A 13191-nucleotide genomic window follows, 5' to 3' on the forward strand; every position below is an offset into this window, starting at 1 on the left:
ATAATGATGAGAGGTTTATGCTGAATCCTTTTGAACTTCAGGCACTGGAACAGGCCATTTTGCAGCAGCATCCAGAGCGGGTACAGACCCTGATTGCGCATATGAATCCGGCCGATTTGGCGGTCTGGATTGAACAGCTGTCGCTGCAAGCGCAGGTTCGATTGATTCCCACCCTGGAGCAGGCCGCGCTGATCTTTGAGTTTTTGCCAAAAACTGTGCAGGCGCAAATTGCCGAACAGCTGGACCCAGCCGATTTGTTGCAGCTGATGAGTGCCATGCATTCAGATGACCGGACCGACCTGTTTAAAGGTTTGAGTCCGACGCTACAGCCGTGGATTCTGGCCGAGCTGGCCCCGGAAAAACGTCAGCAAATTCAGCAGCTGGCGGCTTACCCGGAAGAATCTGCCGGGGCGATCATGAGTTCGGATTTTGTGACTTTATCCCCAGAGCTGACGATCCAGCAGGCGATTGAACAGTTGCGTCAGGTGGCGGCAGACCGGGAAACCCTGTACCTGATTTATATTGTAGATGCGCTACAGCATCTGCTCGGTGTGGTGTCCTTGCGGCAGATTATTCAGGCCGCGCCAGAGGTACAGCTGCAGCATCTCATGACCACGGATCTGGTGATGGGCCAGGTCGATGAAGATCAGGAACAGATTGCCTGGAAGCTGGCGCATTATGATTTTCTGGCCTTGCCGATTGTTGATCAGGCGCAGCGTCTGGTCGGGATTGTCACCTATGATGATGCCATGGACATTGTCGAGGCCGAAACTACTGAAGATATTTTAAAATCCGGTGCGATTGAATCCTTGCCCAACCTGAGCCTGAAAAATGCACCAATTTTATCTTTATATCGCCAGCGCGTGTTCTGGCTGGTATTTCTGGTGTTTGGCAGTTTGCTGTCCGGTTTTGGGATTGCCCATTTTGAAGAGATTATTGCCGCGCATATTGTGCTGGTGTTCTTCTTGCCCTTGCTGGTCGGTAGTGGCGGGAATGCCGGGGCGCAATCGGCGACCTTAATGGTCCGTGCTTTAGCCACCGGCGATGTGCATTTTCGTGACTGGTTCTATCTGCTCGGGCGGGAAAGTCTGGTGGCGCTTTGTTTAGGTGGCACCATGGCACTGGCCGTGTCGGTACTGGGTTATGTGCGTGGCGATTTGATGGTGGCGGTGGTGTTGGCCTTAAGTATGCTGGGCATTGTACTGATGGGCTGTCTGGTTGGCATGAGCCTGCCATTTATTCTCAATAAGCTGAAACTGGACCCGGCCAGTGCGTCGGCACCTCTGGTGACCTCAATTTGCGATGCCAGCGGGGTGGTGGTTTATCTGTTTATTGCTTCCCAGCTGCTGTTTTAGCCCGTATTTACAAAGCAGTAAAACGTTTGAGCAGCGCGCTCGAGTATAGTAAAAACATGACATAAATAGATAAAAATCAGGTTGATTCATGACAGAGCTGCACAGCACCAAACCCAAACTTTCCCGGCAAGAGGTGATTCGCCTGGAGCGTGATCTGGCCAAGTTTGCCAATATGATGGATTCGGTGGTGCGGATTCCGTTTACCAAACAGGGCGTGGGCGCTGATGCGGCTTTAAGTACCATTCCGGTGGCCGGCGATCTGGCCGGTTTTGTGCTGACCTGTTATGCAATTTATAAAGCCAAACAGGTCGGCGTGCCACAAGCCAAACTGAATCCGGTCATGAAGCTGGCGGTTATGGATGCGGTGGTGGGCTTTATTCCGATTGCCGGGACGATTTTTGATATTTTTATTCGCCCTAGCCGTAAGGCGCTGGATATTGTGCATGATCATATCCGGCAGGAATATGATATCCAGAGTGACCATCATGTGGTGCATCCTTTCTTGCATGAAAAACTGGAGCAGAAGCAGCAATATTCGGCATTCTGGCGTAATCCTGTGGTGGCCTGGCTGTGGATTCATCTTCCTGATTTATTAGGCCTGTTGTTCCTGATCATTCTGGTGGTGGCGACCTTGGCCGGGCTGCAATGGGTCTGGCAGTGGATGCAGGGTTTAAATCTTTAAGTAAGCTGTCATCATTCCAACCAGTATCTATCACACATAAAAACAAAAGCCTCCATATGGAGGCTTTTGTCTATTTAACGGTTGGGCATTATTATTAAGGCAGGTTTAACTGCTGTAATGCCGCCACACGCTGTTCAATGGTCGGGTGGGTCTGGAATAACGCTGCCAGACTAAACCCTTGTTCCTGACCGGCAGAAATCGCGAAGGCTTTCATTTCTTTTGGCATTGCATCTGGCATTTCAGATTCGGCCTGTAAGCGTAACAGGGCAGAAATCATGGCCTGTTTGCCAGCCAGACGGGCACCCGCTTCATCGGCGCGGTATTCACGTTGACGCGAGAACCACATCACAATGGCCGAAGCCAGAATACCAAACACGATATCCAGCACAATGGTAATCACGAAGTAGGCAATGCCTGGCGCTTCGCCATCTTCACGGCCAAATACGTTACGATCAATGAAATCACCGGCAACACGGGCAAAGAACATCACGAAGGCGTTGACCACACCCTGGATTAACGCCAGCGTAACCATGTCACCATTGGCCACGTGACCAATTTCGTGCGCCAGTACGGCACGTAATTCATCTTTGTTCATACGCTCCAGCAGACCGGTTGAAACCGCCACCAAAGCATCATTCTTGTTCCAGCCGGTTGCAAAGGCATTCGACTGATAAGAAGGGAAGATACCCACTTCTGGCATTTTAATGCCAGCACGTTGCGACAATTGTGCAACTTCATTTAATAACCACGCTTCAGCCTGGTTACGTGGGGCATTCGGGTCAATCAGCTCTGTACCGGTGGTTTTTTTCGCCATCCATTTAGACATGAACAGGGAAATTAAAGAACCGACCATACCGAAGACAAAACAGATGACCAACAGGTTGCCTAGATTTAAGCCACCCGCGCCATGGTAACTACCGACACCGAAGAGTGACAAAATAATGCCAGCTACAACCAGTACCGCGAGGTTGGTTAGCAAGAACAAACCAATCCGCATCATTGAGTAAATCCTCTTAAAATGAAAATGTAATCTGATTCATAAATCATGCAAGTAAATATGCGGTGAATGTATTAAAAATTCAAGAAAAAATCGTGAAAATCAACAAAAAATCGTCTTAGTCCGAAATGGTGATTCGGGCTGCGGCAGAGGCATGTGCCGTGGCATAGGAGCGGACCGGTGCATCGGTAAAGCTGCCATCTGCAGCAACAATAATTTCACGCGATGGGCGTGCAGGCTGAGCTGCGGTTAAATGCGAACCAGAAGAAAGCGTATTGGATTGGGCCAGTAACGGTCCCTGATCGCTACTGCTGACGCCACCGGCGTACAGATTGTGATAACGGCTGGTCACGCGGCGCACATAGTCCTGAGTTTCACGGAAGGGCGGAATGCCGCCGTATTTGGCGACATTGCCTTCACCGGCATTATAACCGGCCAATGCTAAGGATGTATTACCGTTAAAACGTTTTAGTAACCAGGCCAGATATTTGGCCCCGGCCATAATATTTTCATAAGGATCGTAGGCATTAGAAACCTGAAAACGTTTGGCAGTGGCCGGCATCAGCTGCATTAAGCCTTGGGCCCCGACCGGAGAGCGAGCATTGACATTAAAGCCGGACTCGGTGTGCATGACGGCTTTAATCAGCCCAGACGAAATACCGTGGCGCTGCGCGGCCTGCTGGATAATATGGTCAAAGGCATTTTTATTGCGGCTATAGCTTGGTAAGACCGATGCTTCAGAGCTGCCCCAGTTGCTATAACGATGAATATTGCTGTCGGGATAATACGTCACTTTGACTTTTTTCAGGGACTGGTCTGAACTTTTACGATTGGTCAGCAGGGTAGAGCCATTATTGTCTTTATAGACATAAATCTGTCCGGCATGACTGTGCGATGCAACCGCAAGCAGCGTCACACATCCCCAAAAAGCCAGTTGTTTAAAATGTAATCTTTTATACATTATCGTATTCATTATGGTAACGAAGTTCATACTGTCCCCAAACAGGTGGTTTGAGTTTAACAAAAAAAACATTGATGAAAAGAGTCTTTACATTTATTTCCCTGTTTACTTTGTAAAAATCAAGCCCTGTTTGCTGACAGAACAATCAAAAAAAAATATTTATTTTTTTTTATTCTGGTCTGCTTGACACACTTAAACCATTGATTTTAATTATAAATAAAATTGATTAAAAAATGATCAATTTAAATAGAAGCCTTCAATTGCAGGCAAGTGACCTTGTCAAGTTGTTTTAAATCCACAAAGTTATCCACAGCTTTTGTGGAAAACTGTGGAAAAGTCCAAAAGATAAGCATCTTGCTTAAAAGATGAACGCAAACGTTCAAATTAGCATAAAAATAAAGACAGCGAGATGACAAAAAATGACAAGCAGGAAATTACATTCTTTTGATGCGTGCCGGGACTGAATCGGCTAAAATTGCGCGGTATTTTTTTTATGGGTAAATCTCGTCTATGTTCTCGCCAGTTGAGTCCGATCAAGGATTTAATTTTAAACCAGAACTGCCAACCAGCTCTGCGTATTACCGTTTGCTGAAAAAGCTGCGTCGCCAGGTGGGTCATGCCATTCGTGATTACAAGATGATCGAAGACGGTGACAAGGTCATGGTGTGTATTTCGGGTGGTAAAGACAGTTATACCTTACTGGATATTCTGTTGCAGTTTAAACGTATTGCCCCGATTCATTTTGATGTGGTGGCGGTGAATCTGGACCAGAAACAGCCGGGCTTCCCTGAAGATGTGCTGCCGCGTTATCTGGAAGAAAATAATATCCCGTATTATATTCTGGAAAAAGATACCTACAGTATTACCAAGCGTCTGACCCCGGAAGGCAAAACCTACTGTGCAGTGTGTTCGCGTCTGCGTCGTGGTTCACTGTACGGCTTTGCCCAGGAAATTGGGGCAACCAAGGTGGCACTGGGGCATCATCGTGATGATATTCTGGCGACCTTCTTCCTGAACCTGTTCCATGGCGGCAGCTTAAAGGCGATGCCACCGAAGCTGTTATCTTCCGACAAGAAGAATATGCTGATTCGTCCACTGGCTTATGTGGAAGAAAAAGACATCATCAAATACGCGCAAATGCGCCAGTTCCCGATTATTCCATGTAACCTGTGTGGTTCGCAGGAAAATCTGCAACGTGCGATTATCAATGACATGCTGCGTGAATGGGACAATGCCCATCCAAAACGTCTGCACAGTATTTTTGGTGCATTGCAAAATGTATCACCATCGCAACTGGCAGACCGCGAGCTGTTTGACTTTGAAGCACTCGATAGCGAGCGCGAGTTTGACTTTAAAGGCAGTTATTCGCACGAGAATGAAGATGGTCAGTCCAACCGCATCAACATGGTCAATTTAGGCTATGCAGCTGACTAAATAGTCAAAAAAAGCATTGAACTTCAGTTCAGTGCTTTTTTTATATATTTGAATTATTTCAATATTGTATTAAAAATATAAAATTTGAACGCATCGTACAAAAAATCTTAGCCATCTTTTATGATTACATGCTATAACAGGTCACAAGCATCATTGCTTCACAAAAATGTTGTCTGGACAGGCGACACAAATGAACAAATAAATTGAGGAATAATCATGCCTGCTTTTTTATCTGATGATTGGTTTGCAACCGTAGAGAACCTGACGGCTCAAGCTGGTGACTTAAATTTACCACCTGCGCTTGCGAATCTTGCAATTAATTTGGTTGTTACGGATGCTTCAGGCAATACAGAATTAGCTTTAGACGGTGGCAAAATCCAGAAAGGATTGTCTGCAAATGCAAAAACAACCCTGAATATGGATGCTGAGACCTTACGTAAAGTGTTCCTGGAGTTTGATATGGCTGCAGCCATGCAAGCCTTCATGACCGGTAAAATCAAAGTACAAGGCGATATGTCTCAATTAATGGCATTGCAAACTGCAAAACCAAGCCAAGAGCAAAAAGACCTGTTCAAAAACGTTTTGGCGCAAACCACCTGATTGTGACCCGACACAAAAAAGCTTACCCGAAGGTAAGCTTTTTTTTGCCTTGAAGATCAACGGTGAAGCATTTAAATATTCACCAGCTGCGGCGTGGTCTTGATGTGTTCCAGATAGGCACGGATACGGGTCACGTATTGTAAGGCCTGACGATAACGTCCGTTCTTGGCTTTATTGCCGTCTAAGTAAGCATACAGGTTGACCCAGTTGTTCGGGTTTTTACCGGTGGCCTGAATACGCTTCTGAATCTGGCTCACGGCACCCGGACCCATGTTATAGGCCACCAGTGCATACCAGTTACGGTCTGGAAACGGAATATGCTTATAACGGTTCAGCATCAGGTTGTAATACTTGGCACCGCCCTGAATGCTCTGGGTTGGATCGGTACGGTTACTGACGCCCATGGCTTTGGCTGTGCTGTTGGTCAGCATCATCAAACCACGAACACCGGTTGGTGAAACAGAGTTCGGCTTTAAGTACGATTCCTGATAACCAATGGCCGCCAGTAAATGCCAGTCCAGATCATACTGCTGCGCAGTGCGCTGGAAGCTGGCCTTATATAAAGGCATGCGATTGCTTAAGTCACGCTGGATAGTATTCCAGGATTCCTGCTTAACCACATTCTGGTTATAGAACGAGGCCAGCTGGTTGATGGCACCGCTTTGTTTGCCACGGCAGACAAAGGCACTGGCGGTCTGGCTCAGCGGATCATCGGCATGTTTAAATACCCAGTTTAAATTGCTGTTTAGGCCATTTTTCTGCAAGGTGTTTAAATCGCCACAGGTGGCCGAAAAACCGGTCAGATGCTTGTTTTCAATGCTCTGAATACTGGCAGTGGTCATGGCAAAGTTGGCTTTACCTGACGCCACCCATTGCAACGCTGTCGCATTGTCCGGTACGGTTTTAAACTCGAGTTTGACATTCAGGCTATGCGCATAGTTGCGCACCAGGTCATAACCAAAGCCATGCAGATGCTGACTGTTCTGAAACACGGTGGTCGGATTCGAAACAGAAACCACGGTCAATTTATTGTGATTGACCACGCGATCAAACTGATACGCTGCTTTACTTGCATTAATACTATGAAACGGAATTAACGCACTGCTTAATACTAAGACTTTTAAAGGGAGAGAGTTGAAAAAAGAGTGAAGGCCAAGCCTCGACCCAGAAGTTGAACTACTGTGCATGTTGTCTCCGCTACAAGTAATTTATGCCCTACAAAGCAGGAGGCAAAAGGCCTCAGACTTTTTCAAGTTTGATAAATTCAATAAGAGGGTGGGCACTCATGACGTCATTCAAAATGACATGGGATGAAAGATAAAAAATGTGGCTACGCCACACAGGTTAAAAAATGATCATAATTAAAAGATGTGCGCATAATAAAGACCAAAATTTGAGTTGTCAAATTTTGTCCATAAAAAAATAAAAAACTGTTTCATAAGTAAATGATTCTATTTAGGAAAAATATTTTTTAAACTTTAAAAGTGGAGTAATTGGGGAGAAGGCAGCAGTTTTTGGTAAGCTACAGGCATATTTTTCTGCTGTTAAAGGCCATGAAATCGAGCTTAATTACCCGTGGTGGACATGACAAACTGGTCGCGGAACTTCAGCATTTGTGGCATGAAGAACGCCCTGAAATTACCAAAAAAGTGAACTGGGCGGCCAGTCTAGGCGATCGTTCGGAGAACGCCGATTACCAATATAACAAGCAGCTGCTGCGCAAGATTGACCGTCGGGTACGTTACCTCGGCAAGCGGCTGGAAGAGCTGCGAATTATTGATTTTTCACCTGAACAGGAGGGCAAGGTCTATTTTGGCGCTTGGGTCGATATTGAAAATGATGATGGCGAGCAGAAAACCCTAAGAATTGTCGGGGTTGATGAAATTTATGATCATCATCCACAACATATTTCAATTGACTCGCCAATGGCGCGCGCCTTGCTGGGCAAAAGTGTGGATGATGAAGCAGTAGTGCAGACGCCATCAGGTGCAAAACACTGGTATATTGTCGACATTCGCTATGAAAAGTTTGAAAATTCAGCAAATTAAACGATTTTGATTTTATTTTGTACAGTCGGTTGCGAAAACCTGGAAAAATATTTGCCAAGTTAAAATTTTCTTTATATGATAGCCGCCATTGGAAGCGTGGCAGAGTGGTTTAATGCACCGGTCTTGAAAACCGACGAGGGTGTGAGTCCTCCGTGAGTTCGAATCTCACCGCTTCCGCCAAATTCAAAAAGCCCTGACATTGTCAGGGCTTTTTTTATTGCGCTCCGTTTTATTTTTATATTCTTTATATGGAACTGATTTATTTTAAAGAGGAGAGCTAAACATATTTTATAGGTATTATATAAATACCTTTAAGATATATTATTTTGCTTCGAATATCTAAAAATAAAAAACCATAAAATATGAAAAACGAATATTTATATAGATTGCTTTTCTATAAAATAATCATCGATAATCTTTCACCTGTCGCAATGTATATGCGACAGATGAAGATTAAAATCAATTATTTAAATTTTATAGGTTGACAGTAATATATTGGTTTCACTGTTATAAATCCCTGAAATACTTCTGATCCGACTTAAAATTAAATCAAAATTCACCAAATTGTCGGACTGGATTTCTACCAGTAAATCCCATTTGCCATTCGTCGTATGTAAGGTCTGAATAGCCGGATCGAGACGTAGCTCCTTGATGACGGCCTGTGCCTTGTTGCCTTCCACCATAATACTCATCCAGGCCTGAATAAGCTGCGGATTCAGGTTCGGTTTAATGCGTACCGTATAGCCGGTAATGATGCTAGTCGCTTCCATGTACTCGATTCGCTTTTGAACCGTGGCCCGGGAATTTCGGGTTTTCTGCGCAATTTCTGTAATTGAGATACGTGCATTTTCTCTTAACAATCCAAGTATTTTATTGTCCGTTTTATTTTTTTAAACGGATGAATAATTGGTTTTTAATTCTTGATTCTTAGTTATTATTGAATAATAAAAAAATAATTGGATTTAAGGATAATATTCTAAGCACTATCTGCCTAAACTATTTCTGAATAAAATTCTTTATCCCAAGCTTATTAAAAATCAAAAGTGTATCTCTATTTTATAAGGCTATTATCTTTAAACGATTTTCACTATAAAAAGAGAGAAGGCTAAACTTGCACTCAATGTTGAAGCAGAGTTTAGCCAGTTCATCTAGTTCAGATTAACGTACAGTTTTCCCCAACCGTGCCAGTAAAATCACTGGAATCAGTCCGACCAGAACAATCAATAAGGCTGCAATTGCGCCTTCTTCATAGGTACCACGTGAGGCTTCGGTATATAACTGCGTGGCCAGGGTTTCCATATTCAGCGGACGTAGCAACAATGTGGCCGGCAGCTCTTTCATACAATCCACAAAAATCAGTAAGGCTGCTGAAATCAGTGCAGGACGTAATAAAGGCAAATGGATACGGGTCAGAATCCCGCCTTTGCTCTGGCCCAGATTATGTGCGGCATCATCAAAAACGCCATGAATCCGGTTATACCCCGATTCAATCCCGCCAATTGAAATGGCTAGAAAGCGTACCGCATAGGCGTAAATTAAGGTGAAACTGGTGCCTAAAAACAGCAGGCCGGTATCCAGACCAAGCTGGAATTCCAGAAAATCCGCCACGGCGTGATCAATCGCGCCCAAAGACAGCATCAGGCCAATGGCCAGTACGGTGCCCGGAATGGCATAGCCCAAACTGGCAACCCGGCTTAGCCAGCTGCTTCGGCTAAACCGTGCGGTACTCACAATCATAAAGCCAATCAGCATGGTCACAAAAGTGGCAATACTGGCTAAGGTAAGCGTATTGATTGAGGCTTGCAGCAGATATTCAGAGAAACCGGCATATTGTAAACGCTGATAAGATTCGACCAGTAAATGACTGATCGGAATCAGAAAACCAATAATCACCGGAATCAGCCCTAGGCCGAATAGCAGCCAGGCTTTGGCGCCGGTCACTGGCTGGGCGGGCATCAGCCGGCTACGCTGGGCCGAGTTCATATAGCGCTGTTTGCGTCGTCCCAGCCGTTCTGCCAGTACCAGCAGGCTAATGATCAGCAACATAAAAATTGCAATCTGGGCGGCACTGGCCAGATCGGACTGGTTGGTCCAGGTCGAATAAATCGACAGGGTCAGGGTTTTAATGCCCAGAAATTCGGTGGCACCAATATCATTGATGGTTTCCATCAGGGCCAGACTGGCACCAACCGCAATGGCCGGGCGAGCCAGCGGAATCGCAACCCGGAAAAATACCTGTTCCGGTTTTAATCCCAGACTGCGCGCTACTTCAATCAGGCTGGCTGACTGCATCAGGAACATGGCACGGGTGCTTAAATAGACATAGGGATACAGCACAAAACTAAGCAGAAAAATCGCGCCCCAGAGCGAGCGGATATTCGGAAACCAGAGCTGCTGCATTTCTAGCTGAAGCCAGTCCCGCAGCAGGGTCTGCACAGGACCAATCGGATGCAAAATATCAATATAGCTATAGGCAATAATATAGGTCGGTACGGCCAAGGGCAGTAACAGTGCCCAGTCCAGAAAACCACGGCCACGGAATTGATAGGCCGTGACCAGCCAGGCACTGCCGGTACCAATCAGAATCGTCAGAATCCCGACACCAAACAGCAACAGGCCGGTTTCAATCAGGGTGGGAGGAATCACATATTGCAGCAGATGGTCCCAAATCTCGCTATTGCCCTGTAAGGCCGTCCAAAGCAAAGCCAGCACAGGCAGACAGGCCAGCAGGGTAAACAGGCCACTGAGTGAAAAAAGTGCAGTTACAGGAGATTTTTTCTGGGTCATCGGGGGATCAACAGGCTGGACATGGACATAAGACTGATAGCACGAGCAGCAGTCTGCCCGCGCTATCTGATGATTCAGGTTTAGTGATTAAACTGGACTTTATCAACCAGCAGATTGGCTGCCTTACGATGGCGAGCAATCTCACTTAAACGCAGTGAATCAATATCTAACTTGCCGAAACTGGCGATAATCGGATCAATCTTCACGCCTGGTTTGACGGGATATTCATAACCACTTTGTGCATACATGGCCTGGGCCTGATCTGAGGCCAGGAACTCCAGTAACTGTACCGCTTCTTTGCGGTTTGGCGCATGTTTGGCTACAACTGCACCTGAGACATTGACATGGGTGCCGCCATTTTTAAAGCGCGGTAACACCACATTAATGGCATTGCCCCAGCGCTGCTGTTCAGCATTGCCATTGCGCATGGTGCCCACATAATAGGTATTGGCCACACCAATATCACAGATTTTACCCAGAATATCGCGCGCCACATCGCGGTCACCGCCACTGGCTGGACGCGCCAGATTGGCTTTAACGCCGCGTAACCAGGTTTCTGCCGCTTTTTCACCATGATGGGCAATATAGGCGGCAATTAACGCGGTATTGTAGGGATGGCTACCCGAACGGATACAGATTTTACCTTTCCATTGCGGATTGGCCAGATCTTCATAATGAATGGCGTTCAGCGGCGTACGTTCTTTGGAGGCATAGACTGCACGGGCACGCATTGACAGGGCATACCAGTGGCCATTGGCTGCACGTAAATTGGCCGGAATGGCATTATTTAATACTTTGGAATTCACGCGCTGGGTGAGGTCCGCTTCGACCAGATCCACCAGATTGCCAAAATCGACGGTCAGCATCACATCGGCCGGTGAACGGCGTCCTTCAGCTTTCACTCGCTCCAGCAGACCATCTTTAATAAACACGGTATTGACCTTAATGCCGCTGCTTTCGGTAAATTCTTTTAATAAGGGCTGAATCAGCACCGGTTCACGCGTGGTATACAGGTTTACCTGCGCGGCTTGCGCCAGACCGCTCAGCGCCAGCAGGCCGCTGGCCAGCAGTGGAATTTTGATTGTTACTTTCATCGTTTTTCATTCCTTATTGTCAATTTAAAAAGCGTTGGCCACTTCAGCCGTGGTGGTTGTATGGGCTTTCGGCTGTGAATCTTGAGCGAAGAAAAAACACTGCTGCAGATCGAGGCGCACATAAACCTGTTCCTGATAAGCGGTCTGTGCCGGGCTGACCTGCGCCAGAATAATAGTCTCGGGGTCCAGTTGCAGGCGTAGCTGTTCGGCATGCCCCATAAAGCTGGAGGACAGCACGGTCGCCGGGATTGCACCGGTAGTCGGCTGGCTAAACACCTGCACCTGATGTGGACGGAAACAGCAGCGGATTGGCTCTTGGTGATGCGCCAGCGCTTCACTGATGGGATGTGCGCCAAAACAGGTCTGTAATTGCTGCGCGACACGCTGCGCCGGAATTTCATTCAGGGCAGAAAAATAACGGGCGGCAAATAAGGTGGCTGGCTGCCGGTATAGGGCTTTCGGCGTACCGATCTGAATAATTTCACCCTGATGCATCAGGATAATCTGATCGGCAATTTGCAGCGCCTCTTCCGGATCATGGGTAACAATAACTGTGGTGGTGCCGGTCTGCTTCAGAATTTCGATGGTATTTTGCCGGATCTGGTCACGCAGGCGATGATCGAGATTGGAAAAAGGTTCATCCATCAAGAGCACCTGCGGTTTAGGTGCCAGGGCACGGGCCAGGGCCACGCGCTGCTGCTCGCCACCAGACAGGGTATAGGGATAACTGTGCAGATGATGCTGCATCGAAACATGCTGTAGCGCCTGTTCGGCCACCGCCTGACGCTGTGCTTTGGGCAGTTTTTTCAGGCCAAACATGACATTGTCCAGTACGCTTAAATGCGGAAACAGGGCATAGTCCTGAAACACCAGGCCAATATTGCGCGCTTCGGCTGGAATCTGTTGCTGTTCATTCCACAGGATTTGCTGTTCAAGCTGGATTGAGCCACTGCTTGGGGTTTCTAATCCGGCAATCAGACGAAGCATGGTGGTTTTGCCACAGCCAGAATGGCCCAGCAGGCAGAGAATCTGTCCGCGCTGTGCAGACCAGCTGGCCTGATGCACCGCAAAACGCGAGCCGAATTGTTTGCTCAGTTGCCGAATGGTCAAGACATTGGCCTGAGCTGCAGTATAAGCATTCATGGTCAATTCACAGGATGATTTTTATGCAGTTATCATAACTGAGAATTTTTCTCATGTAGAGTGTTTTTACCAATGAGAATGTAAATAGTT

Annotated in this window: 11 protein-coding genes, 1 tRNA gene and 1 pseudogene; 6 read left to right on the top strand and 7 right to left on the bottom strand. The window is 46.7% G+C overall.

Annotation, left to right across the window (positions count from 1 at the left end):
• Positions 1-17: 17 nt before the first annotated feature.
• Positions 18-1355: a magnesium transporter gene (gene mgtE, locus FTT68_RS01195; protein ID WP_005176359.1), complete on the top strand. Its 1338-nt coding sequence runs from the start codon at positions 18-20 to the stop codon at positions 1353-1355.
• 88 nt (positions 1356-1443) lie between these two features.
• Entirely contained in the window at positions 1444-2037 is a 594-nt protein-coding gene (locus tag FTT68_RS01200) for a DUF4112 domain-containing protein (RefSeq protein ID WP_005176362.1), read from the top strand.
• 94 nt (positions 2038-2131) lie between these two features.
• Here FTT68_RS01200 and htpX read toward each other — a convergent pair whose 3' ends face one another.
• Complete coding sequence (htpX, locus tag FTT68_RS01205; RefSeq protein WP_005176364.1) at positions 2132-3037, bottom strand: protease HtpX; 906 nt, start codon at positions 3035-3037, stop codon at positions 2132-2134.
• Positions 3038-3152: 115 nt separating this feature from the next.
• Positions 3153-3995 (bottom strand): lytic transglycosylase domain-containing protein, encoded by an 843-nt coding sequence (locus FTT68_RS01210; RefSeq protein ID WP_034597413.1) that lies wholly within the window; start codon positions 3993-3995, stop codon positions 3153-3155.
• A 510-nt stretch (positions 3996-4505) separates the two neighbouring features.
• Here FTT68_RS01210 and ttcA point away from each other — a divergent pair.
• Positions 4506-5429, top strand: a complete 924-nt coding sequence (gene ttcA / locus FTT68_RS01215; RefSeq protein ID WP_005176370.1) for a tRNA 2-thiocytidine(32) synthetase TtcA — start codon at positions 4506-4508, stop codon at positions 5427-5429.
• A 216-nt stretch (positions 5430-5645) separates the two neighbouring features.
• Complete coding sequence (locus FTT68_RS01220) at positions 5646-6029, top strand: SCP2 sterol-binding domain-containing protein (protein WP_016659963.1); 384 nt, start codon at positions 5646-5648, stop codon at positions 6027-6029.
• A gap of 71 nt (positions 6030-6100) precedes the next feature.
• Here FTT68_RS01220 and FTT68_RS01225 read toward each other — a convergent pair whose 3' ends face one another.
• Positions 6101-7216: a transglycosylase SLT domain-containing protein gene (locus FTT68_RS01225; protein ID WP_005176374.1), complete on the bottom strand. Its 1116-nt coding sequence runs from the start codon at positions 7214-7216 to the stop codon at positions 6101-6103.
• Positions 7217-7582: 366 nt separating this feature from the next.
• Between FTT68_RS01225 and greB the strand changes: the two genes are divergently transcribed.
• Entirely contained in the window at positions 7583-8077 is a 495-nt protein-coding gene (greB, locus tag FTT68_RS01230; protein ID WP_005176376.1) for a transcription elongation factor GreB, read from the top strand.
• Positions 8078-8167: 90 nt separating this feature from the next.
• A tRNA-Ser gene (locus tag FTT68_RS01235) sits at positions 8168-8257 on the top strand.
• A gap of 287 nt (positions 8258-8544) precedes the next feature.
• Here FTT68_RS01235 and FTT68_RS01240 read toward each other — a convergent pair.
• The 4 genes and pseudogenes from FTT68_RS01240 to FTT68_RS01255 all read right to left on the bottom strand — a co-directional run.
• Positions 8545-8964: pseudogene (locus FTT68_RS01240) on the bottom strand (Lrp/AsnC family transcriptional regulator); the annotation flags it as partial.
• A gap of 271 nt (positions 8965-9235) precedes the next feature.
• Positions 9236-10864, bottom strand: coding sequence for an iron ABC transporter permease (locus tag FTT68_RS01245; protein WP_180036424.1), 1629 nt, complete (start codon positions 10862-10864; stop codon positions 9236-9238).
• 80 nt (positions 10865-10944) lie between these two features.
• Positions 10945-11958: an extracellular solute-binding protein gene (locus FTT68_RS01250; protein WP_016659966.1), complete on the bottom strand. Its 1014-nt coding sequence runs from the start codon at positions 11956-11958 to the stop codon at positions 10945-10947.
• Positions 11959-11982: 24 nt separating this feature from the next.
• Positions 11983-13101 (bottom strand): ABC transporter ATP-binding protein, encoded by a 1119-nt coding sequence (locus tag FTT68_RS01255; protein WP_168398984.1) that lies wholly within the window; start codon positions 13099-13101, stop codon positions 11983-11985.
• Positions 13102-13191 lie beyond the last annotated feature (90 nt).

This window comes from Acinetobacter sp. Q85-2 (assembly GCF_013420555.1).
Taxonomy (GTDB): Bacteria; Pseudomonadota; Gammaproteobacteria; order Pseudomonadales; family Moraxellaceae; genus Acinetobacter; species Acinetobacter indicus.

Excerpts from the sequence above, each read along its gene's own strand:
- FTT68_RS01225 (WP_005176374.1), bottom strand. The coding sequence starts at position 7,216 with ATGCACAGTAGTTCAACTTCTGGGTCGAGGCTTGGCCTTCACTCTTTT.
- FTT68_RS01245 (WP_180036424.1), bottom strand. The coding sequence starts at position 10,864 with ATGACCCAGAAAAAATCTCCTGTAACTGCACTTTTTTCACTCAGTGGC.
- FTT68_RS01200 (WP_005176362.1), top strand. The coding sequence starts at position 1,444 with ATGACAGAGCTGCACAGCACCAAACCCAAACTTTCCCGGCAAGAGGTG.
- mgtE (WP_005176359.1), top strand. The coding sequence starts at position 18 with ATGCTGAATCCTTTTGAACTTCAGGCACTGGAACAGGCCATTTTGCAG.
- FTT68_RS01250 (WP_016659966.1), bottom strand. The coding sequence starts at position 11,958 with ATGAAAGTAACAATCAAAATTCCACTGCTGGCCAGCGGCCTGCTGGCG.
- htpX (WP_005176364.1), bottom strand. The coding sequence starts at position 3,037 with ATGATGCGGATTGGTTTGTTCTTGCTAACCAACCTCGCGGTACTGGTT.
- greB (WP_005176376.1), top strand. The coding sequence starts at position 7,583 with ATGAAATCGAGCTTAATTACCCGTGGTGGACATGACAAACTGGTCGCG.
- ttcA (WP_005176370.1), top strand. The coding sequence starts at position 4,506 with ATGTTCTCGCCAGTTGAGTCCGATCAAGGATTTAATTTTAAACCAGAA.
- FTT68_RS01220 (WP_016659963.1), top strand. The coding sequence starts at position 5,646 with ATGCCTGCTTTTTTATCTGATGATTGGTTTGCAACCGTAGAGAACCTG.
- FTT68_RS01255 (WP_168398984.1), bottom strand. The coding sequence starts at position 13,101 with ATGAATGCTTATACTGCAGCTCAGGCCAATGTCTTGACCATTCGGCAA.
- FTT68_RS01210 (WP_034597413.1), bottom strand. The coding sequence starts at position 3,995 with ATGTATAAAAGATTACATTTTAAACAACTGGCTTTTTGGGGATGTGTG.